Here is an 18850-nt window from a genome sequence, read left to right on the forward strand (position 1 = left end):
GATACCGACTTTCCCCCGGAACGGCGTCTCTCGCACCTCCAGGGGGGTGATCAGCGGCGTTCCGGGCCTGGTACCGTGGATGGCGCAAATCCGACGTCCTTTAAGGTCCGTCCCGTGAGGCGGAGAAGGGGGTCCGTTTTTTATGGACATCAGCAGCTCCGATGAGGCACGCCCCGTACTTGAGGGCCCCGACATCGCGCGGGTACTGACCCGCATCGCTCACGAGATCGTCGAGCGCGCCAAGGGCGCCGAAGACGTCGTGCTCCTGGGCATTCCCACCCGCGGCGTCTTCCTGGGCCGCCGGCTCGCGGACAAGCTCGAAGAGATCACCGGACGCAAGATCCCGGTCGGCTCCCTCGACATCACCATGTACCGCGACGACCTGCGCATGCACCCGCCGCGGGCGCTGGCCCGCACGGAGATCCCCGCCGACGGCATCGACGGCCGCCTCGTCGTCCTCGTCGACGACGTGCTCTTCTCCGGCCGCACCATCCGCGCCGCACTCGACGCCCTGAACGACATCGGGCGCCCCCGCGCCGTGCAGCTCGCGGTCCTCGTCGACCGCGGCCACCGCGAACTCCCCATTCGCGCCGACTACGTCGGCAAGAACCTCCCCACGTCGCTGCGGGAGACGGTCAAGGTCCAGCTCGCCGAGGAGGACGGACGCGACTCCGTGCTGCTCGGCGCCAAGCGGACCGCTCCGGCCGGCGAGCAGTAGCCACCCTCAGCCCGACCCTGAGGGTGCTGCCGCGCGCCCGTATGCCCGAATACTCCTGAACTTTCCTACGGAGCCTCCCCGATGATGCGACACCTCATCTCGGCCGCCGACCTCACCCGCGACGACGCCGTCCTCATCCTCGACACCGCCGAGGAGATGGCCCGGGTCGCCGACCGGCCGATCAAGAAGCTGCCCGCCCTGCGCGGCCGCACGATCTGCAACCTCTTCTTCGAGGACTCGACCCGCACCCGGATCTCCTTCGAGGCCGCCGAGAAGCGCCTCTCCGCGGACGTCATCAACTTCGCCGCCAAGGGATCCAGCGTCTCCAAGGGCGAGTCCCTCAAGGACACCGCGCAGACCCTGGAGGCGATGGGCGTCGACGCCGTCGTCATCCGGCACGGCGCATCCGGCGCGCCCTACCGCCTCGCCACCTCGGGCTGGATCGACGCCCCGGTCATCAACGCGGGCGACGGCACCCACCAGCACCCCACGCAGGCGCTCCTCGACGCGTTCACGATGCGCCGCCGCCTGGTCGGGCGCGACGCCGGACTCGGCAAGGACCTCGAGGGCAAGCGCATCACGCTCGTCGGGGACGTCCTGCACAGCCGCGTCGCCCGCTCGAACGTCGACCTGCTGCACACCCTCGGCGCCGAGGTCACCCTCGTCGCCCCGCCGACCCTCGTCCCGGTCGGCGTCGAGACCTGGCCCTGCGAGGTCTCGTACGACCTCGACAGCACCCTGCCGAAGTCCGACGCCGTCATGATGCTGCGCGTCCAGCGTGAGCGGATGAACGCCGCCTTCTTCCCGACCGAGCGCGAGTACTCGCGTCGCTACGGCCTGGACGGCGACCGCATGGCGAAGATGCCCGAGCACGCCATCGTGATGCACCCGGGCCCGATGGTCCGCGGCATGGAGATCACCGCCGAGGTCGCCGACTCCGACCGCTGCACGGTCATCGAGCAGGTCGCCAACGGCGTCTCCATCCGCATGGCCGTCCTGTACCTGCTTCTGGGCGGCAACGAGCCCGCCGTCACCCACACCCGTACCGAGGAGAAGTAAGAACCATGAGCAAGATCCTTATCCGAGGTGCGAAGGTGCTCGGCGGCGAGCAGCAGGACGTCCTGATCGACGGCTCCGTCATCGAGGCGGTCGGCACCGGTCTGTCCGCCGAGGGCGCCCAGGTCGTCGAGGCCGGCGGCAAGGTGCTCCTGCCGGGTCTCGTCGACCTGCACACCCACCTGCGCGAGCCCGGCCGCGAGGACTCCGAGACCGTCCTCACCGGTACCCAGGCGGCCGCCTCCGGTGGCTACACCGCCGTGTTCGCCATGGCCAACACCTTCCCGGTCGCCGACACCGCCGGCGTCGTCGAGCAGGTCTACCGGCTCGGCCAGGAGCACGGCTACTGCGACGTGCAGCCCATCGGCGCCGTCACCGTCGGCCTGGAGGGCAAGAAGCTCGCCGAGCTCGGCGCCATGCACGAGTCCGCCGCCGGCGTCACCGTCTTCTCCGACGACGGCAAGTGCGTCGACGACGCGGTGATCATGCGCCGCGCCCTGGAGTACGTGAAGGCCTTCGGCGGCGTCGTCGCCCAGCACGCCCAGGAGCCCCGCCTCACCGAGGGCGCCCAGATGAACGAGGGCATCGTCTCGGCGGAGCTCGGGCTCGGCGGCTGGCCCGCCGTCGCCGAGGAGTCGATCATCGCCCGCGACGTACTGCTCGCCGAGCACGTCGGCTCCCGCGTGCACATCTGCCACCTGTCCACGGCCGGTTCGGTCGAGATCGTGCGCTGGGCCAAGTCCCGCGGCATCGACGTCACCGCCGAGGTCACCCCGCACCACCTGCTCCTCACCGACGAGCTGGTCCGCTCGTACAACCCCGTCTACAAGGTCAACCCGCCGCTGCGCACCGAGCGCGACGTGATGGCCCTGCGCGAGGCGCTCGCCGACGGCACGATCGACATCGTCGCCACCGACCACGCCCCGCACCCGCACGAGGACAAGGACTGCGAGTGGGCCGCGGCCGCCATGGGCATGGTCGGGCTCGAGACCGCCCTGTCCGTCGTGCAGCAGACGATGGTCGAGACCGGGCTGCTCGACTGGGCCGACGTCGCCGACCGCATGTCCGTCAAGCCCGCGCAGATCGGCGGCGCCAAGGGCCACGGACGGCCCGTCTCGGCAGGTGAGCCCGCGAACCTGGTCCTGGTCGACGCCGATTACCGTGGAGCCGTGGACCCCGCCGGCTTCGCCTCGCGCAGCCGCAACACGCCCTACGAGGGGCGTGAGCTGCCCGGGCGCGTCACGCACACGTGGCTGCGGGGCAAGGCCACGCTCGTCGACGGGAAGCTCGCGTGACACGACTGACGCAACCACTGGCAGTGCTCGCCGCCGAACAGAAGTCGGCGGACGTGACGGACTGGCCCGACCGGATCGGCTGGATCGTCGGGCTGCTCCTCTTCATCGCGCTCGTCTACTGGCTGATGCGCCAGGGCTGGACGTGGCGCGGCACCCTCCAGGGCGACCTGCCGCCGCTCCCCACCGCGCCGTCCGCGCCCGGTCCGGCCAGACTTGAACTGAGCGGCCGGTACCACGGCTCCACGACCGCGGGGCAGTGGCTCGACCGCATCGTGGCGCACGGCCTCGGCACCCGCAGCCGCGTCGAGCTCACGCTCACGGACGCGGGTCTGGACGTCGTACGCCCCGGGGCCACGGACTTCTTCATCCCCGTCGCACAGCTGCGCGAGGCCCGGCTCGACAAGGGCATCGCCGGCAAGGTCCTCACGGAGGGCGGTCTCCTGATCGTCACCTGGGGGCACGGGGACAAGCTGATCGACTCCGGCTTCCGCTCCGACCACGCCGCGGAGCAGGCCGAGTGGGTCGAGACCCTCAACAACATGATCGACACGAGCAGCTCAAGCAGTACGAGCAGCTCAAGCAGCACGAACAGCACGACCATCACGACGGAAGGCACCGCACGATGACGACCTCCACCCGGGGAGCCGCCAACGCTCCCGCCGTACTCGTCCTGGAGGACGGCCGCATCTTCCGCGGCCGCGCCTACGGGGCCGTGGGGGAGACCTTCGGTGAGGCGGTGTTCAACACCGGCATGACCGGTTACCAGGAGACGCTGACCGACCCGTCGTACCACCGGCAGGTCGTCGTGATGACCGCCCCGCACGTCGGCAACACCGGCGTGAACGACGAGGACCCCGAGTCGAAGCAGATCTGGGTCGCGGGCTACGTCGTGCGGGACCCCGCGCGCGTGCCCTCCAACTGGCGCTCCCAGCGCTCGCTCGACGAGGAGCTGCGCAAGCAGGGCGTCGTCGGCATCAGCGGCATCGACACCCGCGCCCTCACCCGCCACCTGCGCGAGCGCGGCGCCATGCGCGTCGGCATCTTCTCCGGCAACGCGCTGCCCGACGACGGCACGATGCTCGCCGAGGTGCGCCAGGCGCCCGAGATGAAGGGCGCGAACCTCGCCGCCGAGGTCGCCACCAAGGAGGCGTACGTCGTCCCCGCGATCGGTGCGAAGAAGTTCACCGTCGCCGCCGTCGACCTCGGCATCAAGGGCATGACACCGCACCGCATGGCCGAGCGCGGCATCGAGGTGCACGTGCTGCCCGCGACGGCCACGGCCGAGGACATCTACGCGGTCCGGCCCGACGGCGTGTTCTTCTCCAACGGCCCGGGCGACCCGGCCACCGCCGACGGCCCCGTCGCGGTCATGCGGGAGGTCCTCTCCCGTAAGACCCCGCTGTTCGGCATCTGCTTCGGAAACCAGATCCTCGGCCGCGCCCTCGGCTTCGGCACCTACAAGCTGAAGTACGGCCACCGCGGCATCAACCAGCCGGTGCAGGACCGCACGACCGGCAAGGTCGAGGTCACCGCGCACAATCACGGATTCGCCGTCGACGCCCCGCTCGACAAGGTCTCCGACACCCCCTTCGGCCGCGCCGAGGTCTCCCACGTCTGCCTGAACGACCAGGTCGTCGAGGGGCTCCACCTCCTCGACCAGCCGGCGTTCAGCGTCCAGTACCACCCCGAGGCAGCGGCGGGCCCGCACGACGCGGCCTACCTGTTCGACCGCTTCGTAGAGCTCATGGAGGGCCAGCGTGCCTAAGCGCACCGATATCCAGTCCGTCCTGGTCATCGGTTCCGGACCGATCGTCATCGGCCAGGCCGCCGAGTTCGACTACTCGGGCACCCAGGCCTGCCGCATCCTGCGCGCCGAGGGCCTGCGGGTCATCCTCGTGAACTCCAACCCGGCGACGATCATGACCGACCCGGAGATCGCCGACGCCACGTACGTCGAGCCGATCACCCCCGAGTTCGTCGAGAAGATCATCGCGAAGGAGCGCCCCGACGCGCTCCTGCCCACCCTCGGCGGCCAGACCGCGCTCAACACCGCGATCTCCATGCACGAGAACGGCGTCCTCGAGAAGTACGGCGTCGAGCTCATCGGCGCCAACGTCGAGGCCATCAACAAGGGCGAGGACCGCGACCTCTTCAAGGGCGTCGTCGAGGCCGTCAACGCCAAGATCGGCCACGGCGAGTCCGCCCGCTCGGTCATCTGCCACACCATGGACGACGTCATCAAGGGCGTCGACACGCTCGGCGGCTACCCCGTCGTCGTCCGCCCCTCCTTCACGATGGGCGGCGCGGGCTCCGGCTTCGCGCACGACGAGGAGGAGCTGCGCCGCATCGCCGGCCAGGGCCTGACCCTGTCTCCCACCACCGAGGTGCTCCTGGAGGAGTCCATCCTCGGCTGGAAGGAGTACGAGCTCGAGCTGATGCGCGACAAGAACGACAACGTCGTGGTCGTCTGCTCCATCGAGAACTTCGACCCGATGGGCGTCCACACGGGTGACTCGATCACCGTCGCCCCGGCGATGACGCTCACCGACCGCGAGTACCAGCGTCTGCGTGACATCGGCATCGCGATCATCCGCGAGGTCGGCGTCGACACCGGCGGCTGCAACATCCAGTTCGCGATCGACCCGGCCGACGGCCGGATCATCGTCATCGAGATGAACCCGCGCGTCTCCCGCTCCTCGGCGCTCGCGTCGAAGGCCACCGGCTTCCCGATCGCGAAGATCGCCGCCAAGCTGGCCGTCGGCTACACGCTCGACGAGATCCCGAACGACATCACCGAGAAGACGCCGGCCTCCTTCGAGCCGACGCTCGACTACGTGGTCGTGAAGGCCCCGCGGTTCGCCTTCGAGAAGTTCCCGTCCGCCGACTCCACCCTCACCACCACCATGAAGTCGGTGGGCGAGGCCATGGCGATCGGCCGCAACTTCACCGAGGCGCTCCAGAAGGCACTGCGCTCCCTGGAGAAGAAGGGCAGCCAGTTCACCTTCGTCGGCGAGCCCGGTGACAAGACCGCGCTCCTCGAAGAGGCCGTCCGCCCGACCGACGGCCGCATCAACACCGTCATGCGGGCCATCCGCGCCGGCGCCACCCAGGAAGAGGTCTTCGAGTACACGAAGATCGACCCCTGGTTCGTCGACCAGCTCTTCCTCATCAAGGAGCTCGCGGACGAGCTGGCCGCCGCCGAGCGCCTCGACGTCGATCTGATCGCCGAGGCCAAGCGGCACGGCTTCTCCGACGCCCAGATCGCCGAGATCCGCGGCCTGCGCGAGGACGTCGTCCGCGAGGTGCGCCACGCGCTCGGTGTCCGCCCGGTCTACAAGACGGTCGACACCTGCGCCGCCGAGTTCGCCGCGAAGACCCCGTACTTCTACTCGTCGTACGACGAGGAGAGCGAGGTCGCGCCGCGCACCAAGCCCGCCGTGATCATCCTGGGCTCGGGCCCCAACCGCATCGGCCAGGGCATCGAGTTCGACTACTCCTGCGTCCACGCCTCCTTCGCTCTGAGCGACGCCGGCTACGAGACCGTGATGGTCAACTGCAACCCGGAGACCGTGTCGACGGACTACGACACCTCCGACCGCCTGTACTTCGAGCCGCTGACGCTCGAGGACGTCCTGGAGATCGTCCACGCGGAGTCCCTCGCGGGCCCGATCGCCGGCGTCGTCGTCCAGCTCGGCGGCCAGACCCCGCTGGGTCTGGCGCAGGCACTCAAGGACAACGGCGTACCGGTCGTGGGCACCCCGCCCGAGGCCATCCACGCCGCCGAGGACCGCGGCGCCTTCGGCCGCGTCCTCGCCGAGGCCGGACTGCCCGCGCCCAAGCACGGCACGGCGACCACCTTCTCCGGGGCCAAGGCCATCGCCGACGAGATCGGCTACCCGGTCCTCGTCCGCCCGTCGTACGTCCTCGGCGGCCGCGGCATGGAGATCGTGTACGACGAGGCCCGCCTCGCCTCGTACATCGAGGAGTCCACGGAGATCTCCCCGTCCCGCCCCGTGCTCGTCGACCGCTTCCTCGACGACGCGATCGAGATCGACGTGGACGCGCTCTACGACGGTCACGAGCTCTACCTCGGCGGCGTCATGGAGCACATCGAGGAGGCCGGCATCCACTCCGGCGACTCGGCGTGCGCCCTGCCCCCGATCACGCTGGGCGGCTTCGACATCAAGCGCCTGCGCGCCTCGACCGAGGCCATTGCCAAGGGCGTCGGCGTCCGCGGACTGATCAACATCCAGTTCGCCATGGCCGGCGACATCCTCTACGTCCTCGAGGCCAACCCGCGCGCCTCGCGCACCGTCCCCTTCACCTCGAAGGCGACCGCGGTGCCGCTCGCCAAGGCCGCCGCGCGCATCTCGCTCGGCGCGACCGTGGCCGAGCTGCGCGCGGAGGGCCTGCTCCCGAAGACCGGCGACGGCGGCACCCTGCCGCTGGACGCGCCGATCTCCGTCAAGGAGGCCGTGATGCCGTGGAGCCGCTTCCGCGACATCCAGGGCCGCGGCGTCGACACCGTCCTCGGCCCGGAGATGCGCTCCACCGGCGAGGTCATGGGCATCGACTCGGTCTTCGGCACGGCGTACGCCAAGTCGCAGGCCGGCGCGTACGGCCCGTTGCCGACGAAGGGCCGCGCGTTCATCTCGGTCGCCAACCGGGACAAGCGCACGATGATCTTCCCGGCGCGCGAGCTCGTCGCGCACGGCTTCGAGCTGCTCGCCACGTCCGGCACTGCCGAGGTGCTGCGCCGCAACGGCATCAACGCCACGGTCGTGCGCAAGCTCAGCGAGGGCGAGGGCCCGAACGGCGAGAAGACGATCGTCCAGCTCATCCACGACGGCCAGGTCGACCTCATCGTCAACACCCCGTACGGCACGGGCGGCCGCCTCGACGGCTACGAGATCCGTACGGCGGCGGTGGCGCGCAGCGTCCCGTGCCTGACCACGGTGCAGGCCCTCGCGGCCGCCGTGCAGGGCATCGACGCCCTCAACCACGGTGACGTGGGCGTCCGTTCACTCCAGGAACACGCGGAACACCTGACCGCGGCCCGCGACTAGCAGCCCACTGAGGGGGACATCGGAAACGGTGTCCCCCTCCGTGTGAGGACACCCACGATGTACAAACTCTTCTTCAACCTCGTCTTCAAGCGCATGGACCCGGAGCAGGCCCACTACCTGGCCTTCCGCTGGATCCGCCTCGCGGCCCGCGTCCCCGTGCTCCGCACGTTCGTCGCCGCCGTCCTCGCGCCCCGCCACGAAGAGCTGCGCACGGAGGCCCTCGGCCTGCGGATGCACGGCCCCTTCGGGCTCGCCGCGGGCTTCGACAAGAACGCCGTCGCGATCGACGGCATGACGATGCTCGGCTTCGACCACATCGAGATCGGCACCGTCACGGGCGAGCCGCAGCCCGGCAACCCCAAGAAGCGCCTGTTCCGCCTCGTGCCGGACCGCGCGCTGATCAACCGCATGGGGTTCAACAACGAGGGTTCCGCGGCCGTGGCGGAACGCCTGGCGGCCCGCAGGCCCGCCTTCAGGGCCACGGTCGGCGTGAACATCGGCAAGACCAAGGTCGTGTCCGAGGAGGAGGCGGCCGGCGACTACGTGAAGTCGACCGAGCGGCTCGCCGCCCACGCCGACTACCTCGTCGTGAACGTCTCCTCGCCGAACACGCCCGGCCTGCGCAACCTCCAGGCCACCGAGGCGCTGCGCCCGCTCCTGACCGCCGTGCGCGAGGCCGCCGACCGCACCGTCACCTCGCGCCGCGTCCCCCTCCTGGTGAAGATCGCCCCCGACCTCGCCGACGAGGACGTGGACGCCGTCGCCGACCTGGCGGTGGAGCTCGGTCTCGACGGGATCATCGCCACGAACACCACCATCGCGCGCGACAGTCTCGGCCTGGCCTCCGACCCGTCCCTCGTGAAGGAGACCGGCGGCCTGTCCGGCGCACCCCTCAAGGCGCGCTCCCTGGAGGTCCTCAGGCGCCTCTACGCGCGCGTGGGGGACCGGATCACCCTGGTGGGCGTCGGCGGCATCGAGAACGCCGAGGACGCCTGGCAGCGCATCCTCGCCGGCGCCACCCTCGTCCAGGGCTACAGCGCCTTCATCTACGAGGGCCCGTTTTACGCTCGGGACCTCCACAAGGGCCTCGCCGCCCGCCTGAACGCCTCGCCGTACGCCACCCTCGCCGACGCCGTCGGCGCCGACGTGAAGAAGGCCCACGCATGACGGTTCTCGAACCCTTCGGCGCCCGCCTGCGCCGCGCCATGGACGAGCGCGGCCCCCTGTGCGTGGGCATCGACCCGCACGCGGCGCTCCTGTCGGCCTGGGGCCTGAACGACGACATCGACGGCCTGGAGCGCTTCACGCGGACCTCGGTCGAGGCGCTCGCCGACACCGTCGCCGTCGTCAAGCCGCAGTCGGCGTTCTTCGAGCGCTTCGGCTCGCGCGGCGTCGCCGTCCTGGAGCGCGCCGTCGCGGACCTGCGCGCCGCCGGCACGCTGGTCGTCATGGACGCCAAGCGCGGCGACATCGGCTCCACCATGGCCGCGTACGCGGAGACCTTCCTGCACAAGGACTCCCCGCTCTTCTCGGACGCCCTCACCGTCTCGCCGTACCTCGGCTACGGGTCCCTGAAGCCGGCCGTCGACCTGGCCCGTGAGTCGGGCGCCGGGCTCTTCGTCCTCGCCCTGACCTCCAACCCGGAGGGCGGCGAGGTCCAGCACGCCGTACGCGCCGACGGGCGCAATGTGGGCGCGACGATGCTCGCCCACCTCTCCGAGGAGAACGCGGGCGAGACGCCCATGGGCTCCTTCGGCGCGGTCGTCGGCGCGACGCTCGGGGACCTGTCCTCGTACGACCTGGACATCAACGGTCCGCTCCTCGCCCCGGGCATCGGCGCCCAGGGCGCGACCCCGGCGGATCTGCCGGCCGTCTTCGGCGCGGCCGCGCGCAACGTCGTCCCGAACGTCAGCCGCGCCGTCCTGAAGGCGGGCCCCTCGGTCGCCGCCCTGCGTGATGCGTCGGTCCGCTTCGCCGACGAGGTCCGCGCGGCGGTCGCCGCCGGCTGACCCGATCGGGTAACGGAATCGCGGCTGTTCGAGGCGCTGAGAGGCGCCGCCGAGGTGCGAAAAGAGTCCTCGCGGGGGTCCGCGGGAGCCTCCTTGACCATTCCGTGATGTTTCAACGGGGCCTCGGGGAGGGGCTCGCACACGGATCCGGGCAGAAATCCGGGGCTATATGTCTGTAATGTCGGGCTCGACGGAGGCTGACCAGGACTTTTCGTCTGTTCTCGCTGACTCAGGCGGTCCTGGCCGCTAGTCTCCGTCGAGTGGGGGCACCTCCCACGCTCTCAAGGCAGTGGGGGAGAAACGGGCGAGCGTATTGCTCGTTGCTCCCCAGGTGAGGGGCGACTAGGTTCCTCACCGGTCCGTATCCGACAGTTCGACATCCGAGGTGACGTAGGCGTGGCTCTTCCGCCCCTTACCCCTGAACAGCGCGCAGCCGCGCTCGAAAAGGCCGCCGCGGCTCGCCGGGAGCGGGCCGAGGTCAAGAATCGACTCAAGCACTCCGGCGCCTCCTTGCACGAGGTCATCAAGCAGGGTCAGGAGAACGACGTCATCGGCAAGATGAAGGTCTCCGCCCTTCTCGAGTCTCTCCCCGGCGTGGGCAAGGTCCGTGCCAAGCAGATCATGGAGCGGCTCGGAATTTCCGAGAGCCGCCGCGTGCGTGGACTCGGTTCCAACCAGATCGCGTCCCTGGAGCGCGAGTTCGGCAGCACCGGCGCCTAGTCCTCCGTGCCCGGACCGACTGGTCCGGGCATGCGGGGATAGCTGGAATAATCGCTGCATGAGTGAACGTCCGCGGCTGACCGTGCTCTCCGGCCCCTCCGGGGTCGGCAAGAGCACGGTCGTCGCTCATATGCGCAAGGAACACCCCGAGGTCTGGCTGTCGGTTTCGGCCACCACCCGCAAGCCGCGCCCCGGCGAGAAGCACGGTGTCCACTACTTCTTCGTCACCGACGAGGAAATGGACAAGCTGATCGCCAACGGCGAGCTGCTGGAGTGGGCCGAGTTCGCGGGCAACCGGTACGGCACCCCGCGCCGGGCCGTCCTGGACCGTCTCGAGTCGGGCGAACCCGTCCTCCTCGAGATCGATCTCCAGGGCGCCAGACTCGTCCGCGAGTCGATGCCCGAGGCGCAGCTGGTCTTCCTCGCCCCGCCGAGCTGGGAGGAGCTGGTCCGCCGGCTCACCGGCCGGGGGACCGAGGCCCCCGAGGTGATCGAGCGCAGACTCGCGGCAGCCAAGGTCGAACTCGCAGCCGAAGCGGAGTTCGATACGACCCTGGTCAACACCTCCGTCGAAGACGTGGCCCGTGAGCTGCTAGCCTTGATGAGAGTTGTTTGATCTTCGATCTATTTGTGATCTCGAATTCCGCCGGAGCAATCCCGCGTTTCCTTGATCACATGTGATCTTCAATCCCATCGGAAGGCAGAGAGTGTCCTCTTCCATTACCGCGCCCGAGGGCATCATCAACCCGCCGATTGATGAGCTGCTCGAGGCGACCGACTCGAAGTACAGCCTCGTGATCTACGCCGCCAAGCGCGCGCGTCAGATCAACGCGTACTACTCGCAGCTCGGTGAGGGCCTGCTCGAGTACGTCGGCCCGCTGGTGGACACCCACGTCCACGAGAAGCCGCTCTCGATCGCGCTCCGCGAGATCAACGCGGGGCTGCTGACGTCCGAGGCCATCGAGGGTCCGGCTCAGTAAGCAATCAGTTTTTCTTGGCCACAGGCCCGGCAGCGCGACTGTCGGGCCTGTGGTGTGTCATGGAGTCGTACGGGTCCGAGGGAGTCGTACGTTCCCGAGTACGGGAATCCGAGTGCGGGGAGGCACGGACGGTGGACAAGCCCAAGGTCGTTCTGGGGGTCAGCGGCGGAATCGCCGCCTACAAGGCGTGCGAGCTCCTGCGCCGGCTGACCGAGTCCGGGCACGACGTACGCGTCGTGCCGACGGAGTCCGCCCTGCACTTCGTGGGGGAGGCGACCTGGTCGGCGCTGTCCGGCAACCCCGTCTCGACCGAGGTCTGGGAGTCCGTCCACGAGGTCCCGCACGTGCGCATCGGCCAGCACGCCGACCTGGTGATCGTCGCGCCCGCGACCGCCGACATGCTCGCCAAGGCCGCGCACGGCCTCGCCGACGACCTCCTCACGAACACACTCCTGACCGCCCGCTGTCCGGTCGTCTTCGCCCCCGCCATGCATACGGAGATGTGGGAGCATCCGGCGACGCGGGAGAACGTGGCCACGCTCCGCCGCCGCGGCGCCCTCGTCATCGAGCCCGCTGTCGGCCGCCTCACCGGCGTCGACACCGGCAAGGGCCGCTTCCCCGACCCGGTGGAGATCTTCGAATTCGCCCGTCGGGTCCTCGCGCGCGGCGATCTGGCGACCACCCAGGACCTCGCCGGACGGCACGTCGTCATCAGTGCAGGCGGCACCCGCGAGCCCCTCGACCCGGTCCGCTTCCTCGGCAACCGCTCCTCGGGCAAGCAGGGCTACGCCCTCGCCCGCACGGCGGTCGCCCGCGGCGCCCGCGTCACCCTCCTCGCGGCGAACGCGACGCTGCCCGACCCGGCCGGCGTCGACGTCGTCCACATAGGGACGGCAGTAGAGCTGCGCGAGGCCGTCCTCGAGGCGGCGCCGGAGGCGGACGTGGTGGTCATGGCGGCAGCCGTGGCCGACTTCCGCCCCGAGACGTACGCCACAGGGAAGATCAAGAAGAAGGACGGGCAGGAGCCGGAGCCCATCGTCCTGGTCCGTAACCCGGACATCCTCGCCGAGCTCTCGGCGGACCGGCCGCGCCCCGGGCAGATCGTCGTCGGCTTCGCCGCGGAGACGGACGACGTCCTCGCCAACGGCCGCAAGAAACTGGCCCGCAAGGGCTGTGACCTGCTCGTGGTCAACGAGGTGGGGGAGCGCAAGACCTTCGGCTCCGAGGAGAACGAGGCCGTTCTGCTCGGCGCGGACGGCAGCGAGACCCCGGTCCCGCACGGTCCGAAGGAAGTGCTCTCCGACACGATCTGGGACGCGGTCGCCCGGCTGCTGCCCATCGGCGACGAGCGGGCCGTGGAGCGGATCTACGACGGCGAGTGAATGCCGCTTTCGCTCCAGCGGAGGTCCCGAACCGCACGAAGCGCTTACAATTCGGACACGTTCGCCTCTTCCTAAGAGCGATCGTCGTACCGCAGAATGCAGTGCCGCTGGTCACAGCGCTCCCAAGTGGCGAGACGCGTGGTCCGACGGCCGAGAGTGACCGATAAACTGGTCACGGACGACGCCGGGCGCAGCCCCCGGCCGTCCGCAAATGATCAGCCAGCAGCCGCTGCAACCACAGGGAGCGTTGTGTCCCGTCGCCTGTTCACCTCGGAGTCCGTGACCGAGGGTCACCCCGACAAGATCGCTGACCAGATCAGCGACACCATTCTTGACGCGCTTCTGCGGGAGGACCCGACCTCCCGGGTCGCCGTGGAGACGCTCATCACCACGGGCCTCGTGCACGTCGCCGGTGAGGTCACGACCAAGGCGTACGCGCCGATCGCGCAGCTCGTGCGCGACAAGATCCTCGAGATCGGCTACGACTCCTCGAAGAAGGGCTTCGACGGCGCCTCCTGCGGCGTGTCGGTGTCCATCGGCTCGCAGTCCCCCGACATCGCCCAGGGCGTCGACACGGCGTACGAGTCGCGTGTCGAGGGTGACGAGGACGAGCTCGACAAGCAGGGCGCGGGCGACCAGGGCCTGATGTTCGGCTACGCGTGCGACGAGACGCCCGAGCTGATGCCGCTCCCGATCCACCTCGCGCACCGCCTCTCGCGGCGCCTGTCCGAGGTTCGCAAGAACGGGACGATCCCGTACCTGCGCCCCGACGGCAAGACCCAGGTCACCATCGAGTACGACGGCGACAAGGCGGTCCGCCTCGACACGGTCGTGGTCTCCTCCCAGCACGCGTCGGACATCGACCTCGAGTCGCTGCTCGCCCCCGACATCCGCGAGTTCGTCGTGGAGCACGTCCTGAGCCAGCTCATCGAGGACGGCATCAAGCTGGACACCGAGGGCTACCGCCTTCTGGTGAACCCGACCGGCCGCTTCGAGATCGGCGGCCCGATGGGCGACGCCGGCCTCACCGGCCGCAAGATCATCATTGACACGTACGGCGGAATGGCCCGCCACGGCGGCGGCGCCTTCTCCGGCAAGGACCCGTCGAAGGTCGACCGCTCCGCCGCGTACGCGATGCGCTGGGTCGCCAAGAACGTCGTCGCGGCCGGACTCGCCTCGCGCTGCGAGGTCCAGGTCGCGTACGCGATCGGCAAGGCCGAGCCCGTCGGCCTGTTCGTCGAGACCTTCGGCACGGCGACGGTGGACACGGACAGGATCGAGCAGGCGATCACCGAGGTCTTCGACCTCCGCCCCGCCGCGATCATCCGCGACCTCGACCTGCTGCGCCCGATCTACGCGCAGACCGCCGCGTACGGCCACTTCGGCCGCGAGCTTCCCGACTTCACGTGGGAGCGCACGGACCGCGTGGACGCGCTGCGCAAGGCCGCGGGCCTCTAAGCGGGACCCCGCGGCGGACGACGCCTGTACGTGAACGGCCCCGGACCGGTTCGGTCCGGGGCCGTCGCGCGTCCTCGCCCCCGTCGCGGCGGCCGGTGTCAGTGCGGTCTGGTAGGAATTTGGCTGTGAGCAGCGAGAACGGGCAGGGCGACGGCGGTGGTGAGGGTGCGCCGCCCGAGCAGCTTGCGCTGATTCGGGAGAGTGTGCGGCAGGCCAAGGTGCCGCGGGCCAAGCCGCGTACGTGGCGGGGGGCCGCGCTCGCCAAGGAGCTGCCCGTGGCCCGGGTGCTCGTCGACAAGGGCGTGCTGCATCTCGACCGGTACTTCGACTACGCGGTGCCCGAGGAGCTCGACGCCGACGCGCAGCCGGGCGTGCGGGTGCGGGTGCGGTTCGGCGCCGGGAAGCACTCCGTGCGGGACGGGCGCCGCGAGGGGGGCGGGCTGATCGACGGGTTCGTCGTCGCGCGGGTCGCCGAGTCCGAGTACCAGGGGCCGCTGGCCGCACTCGCGCAGGTCGTGTCGCCCGAGCCCGTGCTCGGGGAGGAGCTGCTCGGCCTCGCCCGCGCCGTCGCCGACCGGTACGCGGGAAGCCTCGCCGACGTGCTCCAGCTGGCCGTCCCGCCGCGGAACGCGCGCGCCGAGAAGAAGCCGTCGCCCGAGCCGCTCCCGCCCCCGTCGGCGCCGGACGCGGGGAGCTGGCGGCGGTACGAGCGCGGGCCGGGCTTCCTGGACGCTCTCGCGTCCGGTGGCGCGCCCCGGGCCGTGTGGAACGCGCTGCCAGGACCCGAGTGGGCCGACGAAGTGGCGCGCGCCGTCGCCGCGACCCTCTCCTCCGGGCGCGGGGCCCTGGTCGTGGTGCCCGACGGGCGGGCCGTCGCGCGGGTCGACGCCGCGCTGAGCACCGTACTTGGCGAGGGACGGCATGCCGTGCTGACCGCCGACGCGGGTCCCGAGAAGCGGTATCGCGAGTGGCTCGGGGTGCGGCGCGGGGCGGTGCAGGCGGTCGTGGGGACGCGGGCCGCGATGTTCGCCCCCGTGCGGGACCTGGGGCTCGTGGTCATTTGGGACGACGGGGACTCCAGCCATGCGGAGCCGCATGCCCCGCAGCCGCACGCGCGCGATGTGCTGCTCTTGCGAGCGGCGCACGACAAGTGTGCCTTCCTGCTCGGGAGTTGGAGCTGCACGGTCGAGGCCGCGCAGCTCGTCGAGAGCGGTTGGGCCGCGCCCCTCATCGCTGGTCGTGAGCAAGTACGGGGCGCCGCACCCCTCGTACGGACCGTGGGGGACGGGGACCTCGCGCGCGACGAGGCGGCGCGGGCCGCGCGACTGCCGACGCTCGCGTGGCAGGTGGTGCGGGAAGGGCTGAAGAGCGGGCCGGTGCTGGTGCAGGTGCCGCGGCGCGGATACGTGCCGCGGCTCGCGTGCGAGCGGTGCCGCGAGCCCGCGCGCTGCCGCCACTGCGCCGGGCCCCTGGAGGCGAGCGAGGGGACCGCCGCCCTCAAGTGCGGCTGGTGCGGGCAGGAGGAGAGCGCCTGGCAGTGTCAGGAGTGCGGGGGGTTCCGGCTGCGGGCGCAGGTCGTGGGGGCGCGCAGGACGGCGGAGGAGCTGGGGCGGGCGTTTCCGGCGGTGCCGGTGCGCACGTCCGGGCGGGAGCAGGTTCTCGATACGGTGCCGGGGGCGCCGGCCCTCGTGGTGAGTACGCCGGGCGCGGAGCCGGTGGCCGAAGGCGGGTACGCGGCCGCGCTGTTGCTCGACGGCTGGGCGATGCTGGGCCGCCCCGACCTGCGGGCGGGGGAGGACGCGCTGCGGCGCTGGATCGCGGCGGCCTCGCTGGTCAGACCGCAGGGGACGGGCGGCACGGTGGTGATCGTGGCCGAGCCGACGCTGCGTCCCGTGCAGGCGCTGGTGCGGTGGGACCCGGTGGGGCACGCCGTGCGGGAGCTCTCCGAGCGGGCCGAGCTCGGCTTTCCTCCGGTGTCGCGGATGGCGGCGGTGTCGGGTGCGCCCGAGGCGCTCGCCGGGTTCCTGGCGGCGGTGGAACTGCCGGGTGACGCCGAGGTGTTGGGCCCTGTCCCGGTGCCGGACGCGGCGCCGGGACCGTCACGCCGTCCCGGTGCGCCGCCGCCGGGGGAGCATTGGGAGCGCGTCCTGGTCAGGGTCCCGCCCGGCAGCGGCGCGGCACTCGCCTCGGCGCTGAAGCATGCTCAGGCGGCCCGGATGGCCAGGGGCGGCACGGAGCCGGTACGGGTGCGGGTGGATCCGCCGGACATCGGCTGAGGTGGTGGACGTGGCGCGGGTGGCGCACCCGGGGCCGCCGGTGGCAATCGGCCTCTCCGGGTGCTGCCCCGAACAATTCAGTACGCCCCAACGCACCTCTGCCTCCCCGTACTTGACGATGTGAAGGGAGGCAGACAGCAGGTGAGGTCAGCCGTTGCGCGGGCCGGGGAAGGCCGTTGGGCGGGGGTCCTCGCGGAGCACCGGGCTGCCCGCGGTCGGCTGCGTGGGCATGGAGCGGGCGGCGGGCACGGACGGGATCGTCGCCGTGCCGATGGGGACGGGGGGCCGTGTCCCCGCCGTCTCCGTGGCGCGCTCGGCCTCGGCCGCCGCCTGCGCCGCGGCCCTGCGGGCCCCGTACCGGCGGTGCACCGCCTGCTTCGTCACCCCGAGCGCGGAGCCCACGGCGTCCCACGAGAAGCCCAGCGAGCGGTCGAAGTCGACGGCGGCGGTCACCAGGGTCTCGACGCTGTCGCGCAGTTCCTGGGCCAGGCGGACGGTCGGGGCGGGAGCGCGCCCGTAGACGACGAAGCCCGCGGAGGGGCCGGAGCGGCGCGGACGGTAGACGTTGCCGAGCTGGGCGCTGAGGGTGCGCAGCGCGTCCACCTGCCGGCGGACCCGCTCGATGTCCCGTACCAGGAGGTGCAGGCTGGCCCGTGCCTGGGCGTCGTGGGTTGCGTGGTCGGCCATGAACAAGCCTCTCGAACCGGCGTTGAAACGGATCGGGCCGCATCTGTGGCCCTTGGTTGGTCAACTCTTCCTTGACCAACGCGCCAGTTGGTGAGGGGTCACGCTGGAGGGGCGTATGCGCATATGCGCAGGGCGCGCGTCCCTGCGTACGCCCCCAGGGGGAGGCGGCCCCGAATACCGGAGGAACGGGCCCGTGGAACGGCCATAGACTGGTGTGCTGCCCGTCAAGTCCCTGCCCCGAGAGGCCGAAAGACACCTATGAAGCTCGTCTTCGCAGGCACCCCCGAGGTCGCCGTTCCCGCTCTGGACGCCCTGATCGCCTCCGACCGGCACGAGGTCGCCGCGGTCGTCACCCGGCCGGACGCTCCCGCGGGCCGCGGCCGCAGGCTCGTCGCCAGTCCGGTCGCCGAGCGTGCGGAGGAGGCGGGGATCGAGGTCCTGAAGCCGGCGAAGCCGCGCGACGAGGCATTCCTGGCCCGGCTGCGCGAGATCGCGCCCGACTGCTGCCCGGTCGTCGCCTACGGCGCGCTGCTGCCGAAGGTCGCCCTCGACGTTCCCGCCCGCGGCTGGGTCAACCTGCACTTCTCGCTGCTGCCCGCCTGGCGCGGCGCCGCCCCCGTACAGCACGCGATCATGGCCGGTGACGAGATCACCGGAGCGTCCACGTTCCTGATCGAGGAGGGGCTCGACTCCGGGCCCGTCTACGGGACGGTGACGGAGATGGTGCGGCCCACCGACACGAGCGGCGACCTGCTCACCCGGCTGGCCTTCGCCGGCGCCGGACTGCTCTCCGCGACCATGGACGGCATCGAGGACGGTTCCCTGAAGGCTGTGGCGCAGCCAGTCGACGGCATCACGGTCGCCCCGAAGATCACCGTCGAGAACGCGCACGTGGACTGGGCGGCGCCCGCCCTGCGGGTCGACCGCGTCGTCCGCGGCTGCACGCCCGCGCCCGGCGCCTGGACCGTGTTCCGCGACGAGCGCCTCAAGCTCATCCAGGCCGTCCCCGTCCCGGCCCGCACCGATCTCGCGCCCGGCGAGCTCGCCGTCGGCAAGAAGAACCTGTACGTGGGGACCGGGTCTTACGCGGTGGAGCTGCTGTGGGTGCAGGCCCAGGGCAAGAAGCCGATGGCCGCGGCCGACTGGGCGCGCGGGGTGCGGATCGCCCCGGGCGAGCGGCTGGGCGGGACCGACGTAGGCTGA

Annotated in this window: 16 protein-coding genes; 15 read left to right on the forward strand and 1 reads right to left on the reverse strand. The window is 71.0% G+C overall.

From position 1 onward, the window contains the following. Positions 1–142 precede the first annotated feature (142 nt). From pyrR to OG574_RS36880, 14 genes are all read left to right on the forward strand, one after another. Complete coding sequence (gene pyrR / locus OG574_RS36815) at positions 143–718, forward strand: bifunctional pyr operon transcriptional regulator/uracil phosphoribosyltransferase PyrR (protein WP_100597418.1); 576 nt, start codon at positions 143–145, stop codon at positions 716–718. Positions 719–799: 81 nt separating this feature from the next. After that, positions 800–1777, forward strand: coding sequence for an aspartate carbamoyltransferase catalytic subunit (locus OG574_RS36820; protein WP_100597419.1), 978 nt, complete (start codon positions 800–802; stop codon positions 1775–1777). 5 nt (positions 1778–1782) lie between these two features. Then, the gene (locus OG574_RS36825) at positions 1783–3069 is read left to right on the forward strand and encodes a dihydroorotase (protein ID WP_326776724.1); all 1287 of its coding nucleotides are present in this window, start codon (positions 1783–1785) and stop codon (positions 3067–3069) included. After that, positions 3066–3695, forward strand: a complete 630-nt coding sequence (locus OG574_RS36830) for a PH-like domain-containing protein (protein ID WP_326776725.1) — start codon at positions 3066–3068, stop codon at positions 3693–3695. The genes OG574_RS36825 and OG574_RS36830 overlap by 4 nt, the downstream gene beginning before the upstream one ends. Beyond that, complete coding sequence (gene carA / locus OG574_RS36835) at positions 3692–4834, forward strand: glutamine-hydrolyzing carbamoyl-phosphate synthase small subunit (protein WP_100597422.1); 1143 nt, start codon at positions 3692–3694, stop codon at positions 4832–4834. Before OG574_RS36830 ends, carA begins: the two co-directional genes overlap by 4 nt. Further along, on the forward strand, positions 4827–8135 hold the full coding sequence (gene carB, locus OG574_RS36840; protein WP_326776726.1) for a carbamoyl-phosphate synthase large subunit: 3309 nt from the start codon (positions 4827–4829) through the stop codon (positions 8133–8135). Before carA ends, carB begins: the two co-directional genes overlap by 8 nt. A gap of 57 nt (positions 8136–8192) precedes the next feature. Then, complete coding sequence (locus tag OG574_RS36845; protein WP_326776727.1) at positions 8193–9302, forward strand: quinone-dependent dihydroorotate dehydrogenase; 1110 nt, start codon at positions 8193–8195, stop codon at positions 9300–9302. Continuing rightward, a complete protein-coding gene (gene pyrF / locus OG574_RS36850) occupies positions 9299–10144 on the forward strand; it encodes an orotidine-5'-phosphate decarboxylase (RefSeq protein ID WP_100597425.1) in 846 nt (281 codons plus the stop codon). The genes OG574_RS36845 and pyrF overlap by 4 nt, the downstream gene beginning before the upstream one ends. A 396-nt stretch (positions 10145–10540) precedes the next feature. After that, positions 10541–10864, forward strand: coding sequence for an integration host factor (locus tag OG574_RS36855; protein ID WP_026246651.1), 324 nt, complete (start codon positions 10541–10543; stop codon positions 10862–10864). A gap of 58 nt (positions 10865–10922) precedes the next feature. Further along, positions 10923–11480 carry a guanylate kinase gene (gene gmk, locus OG574_RS36860; protein WP_100597426.1) on the forward strand — a complete coding sequence of 186 codons (558 nt, stop codon included), beginning with the start codon at positions 10923–10925 and terminating at the stop codon, positions 11478–11480. Positions 11481–11571: 91 nt separating this feature from the next. Then, positions 11572–11844: a DNA-directed RNA polymerase subunit omega gene (gene rpoZ / locus OG574_RS36865; protein ID WP_005319902.1), complete on the forward strand. Its 273-nt coding sequence runs from the start codon at positions 11572–11574 to the stop codon at positions 11842–11844. Positions 11845–11975: 131 nt separating this feature from the next. Then, a complete protein-coding gene (gene coaBC, locus OG574_RS36870) occupies positions 11976–13226 on the forward strand; it encodes a bifunctional phosphopantothenoylcysteine decarboxylase/phosphopantothenate--cysteine ligase CoaBC (RefSeq protein WP_326776728.1) in 1251 nt (416 codons plus the stop codon). Positions 13227–13475: 249 nt separating this feature from the next. After that, a complete protein-coding gene (gene metK, locus OG574_RS36875) occupies positions 13476–14684 on the forward strand; it encodes a methionine adenosyltransferase (RefSeq protein WP_326776729.1) in 1209 nt (402 codons plus the stop codon). A gap of 125 nt (positions 14685–14809) precedes the next feature. Beyond that, complete coding sequence (locus tag OG574_RS36880) at positions 14810–16960, forward strand: primosomal protein N' (protein ID WP_326776730.1); 2151 nt, start codon at positions 14810–14812, stop codon at positions 16958–16960. Between the two features lie 147 nt (positions 16961–17107). Here OG574_RS36880 and OG574_RS36885 read toward each other — a convergent pair whose 3' ends face one another. After that, the gene (locus tag OG574_RS36885) at positions 17108–17647 is read right to left on the reverse strand and encodes a hypothetical protein (protein WP_100597430.1); all 540 of its coding nucleotides are present in this window, start codon (positions 17645–17647) and stop codon (positions 17108–17110) included. A gap of 258 nt (positions 17648–17905) precedes the next feature. Here OG574_RS36885 and fmt point away from each other — a divergent pair, with 258 nt between their 5' ends. Further along, positions 17906–18850 carry a methionyl-tRNA formyltransferase gene (fmt, locus tag OG574_RS36890; RefSeq protein WP_100597431.1) on the forward strand — a complete coding sequence of 315 codons (945 nt, stop codon included), beginning with the start codon at positions 17906–17908 and terminating at the stop codon, positions 18848–18850.

The sequence above is a fragment of the Streptomyces sp. NBC_01445 genome (assembly GCF_035918235.1).
In the GTDB taxonomy this organism is placed as follows: Bacteria; Actinomycetota; Actinomycetes; order Streptomycetales; family Streptomycetaceae; genus Streptomyces.

Bases quoted from the DNA above. Each gene is read 5' to 3' on its own strand.
- pyrR (WP_100597418.1), top strand. From the start codon at position 143: ATGGACATCAGCAGCTCCGATGAGGCACGCCCCGTACTTGAGGGCCCC.
- OG574_RS36820 (WP_100597419.1), top strand. From the start codon at position 800: ATGATGCGACACCTCATCTCGGCCGCCGACCTCACCCGCGACGACGCC.
- OG574_RS36825 (WP_326776724.1), top strand. From the start codon at position 1,783: ATGAGCAAGATCCTTATCCGAGGTGCGAAGGTGCTCGGCGGCGAGCAG.
- carA (WP_100597422.1), top strand. From the start codon at position 3,692: ATGACGACCTCCACCCGGGGAGCCGCCAACGCTCCCGCCGTACTCGTC.
- OG574_RS36845 (WP_326776727.1), top strand. From the start codon at position 8,193: ATGTACAAACTCTTCTTCAACCTCGTCTTCAAGCGCATGGACCCGGAG.
- pyrF (WP_100597425.1), top strand. From the start codon at position 9,299: ATGACGGTTCTCGAACCCTTCGGCGCCCGCCTGCGCCGCGCCATGGAC.
- gmk (WP_100597426.1), top strand. From the start codon at position 10,923: ATGAGTGAACGTCCGCGGCTGACCGTGCTCTCCGGCCCCTCCGGGGTC.
- OG574_RS36885 (WP_100597430.1), bottom strand. From the start codon at position 17,647: ATGGCCGACCACGCAACCCACGACGCCCAGGCACGGGCCAGCCTGCAC.
- fmt (WP_100597431.1), top strand. From the start codon at position 17,906: ATGAAGCTCGTCTTCGCAGGCACCCCCGAGGTCGCCGTTCCCGCTCTG.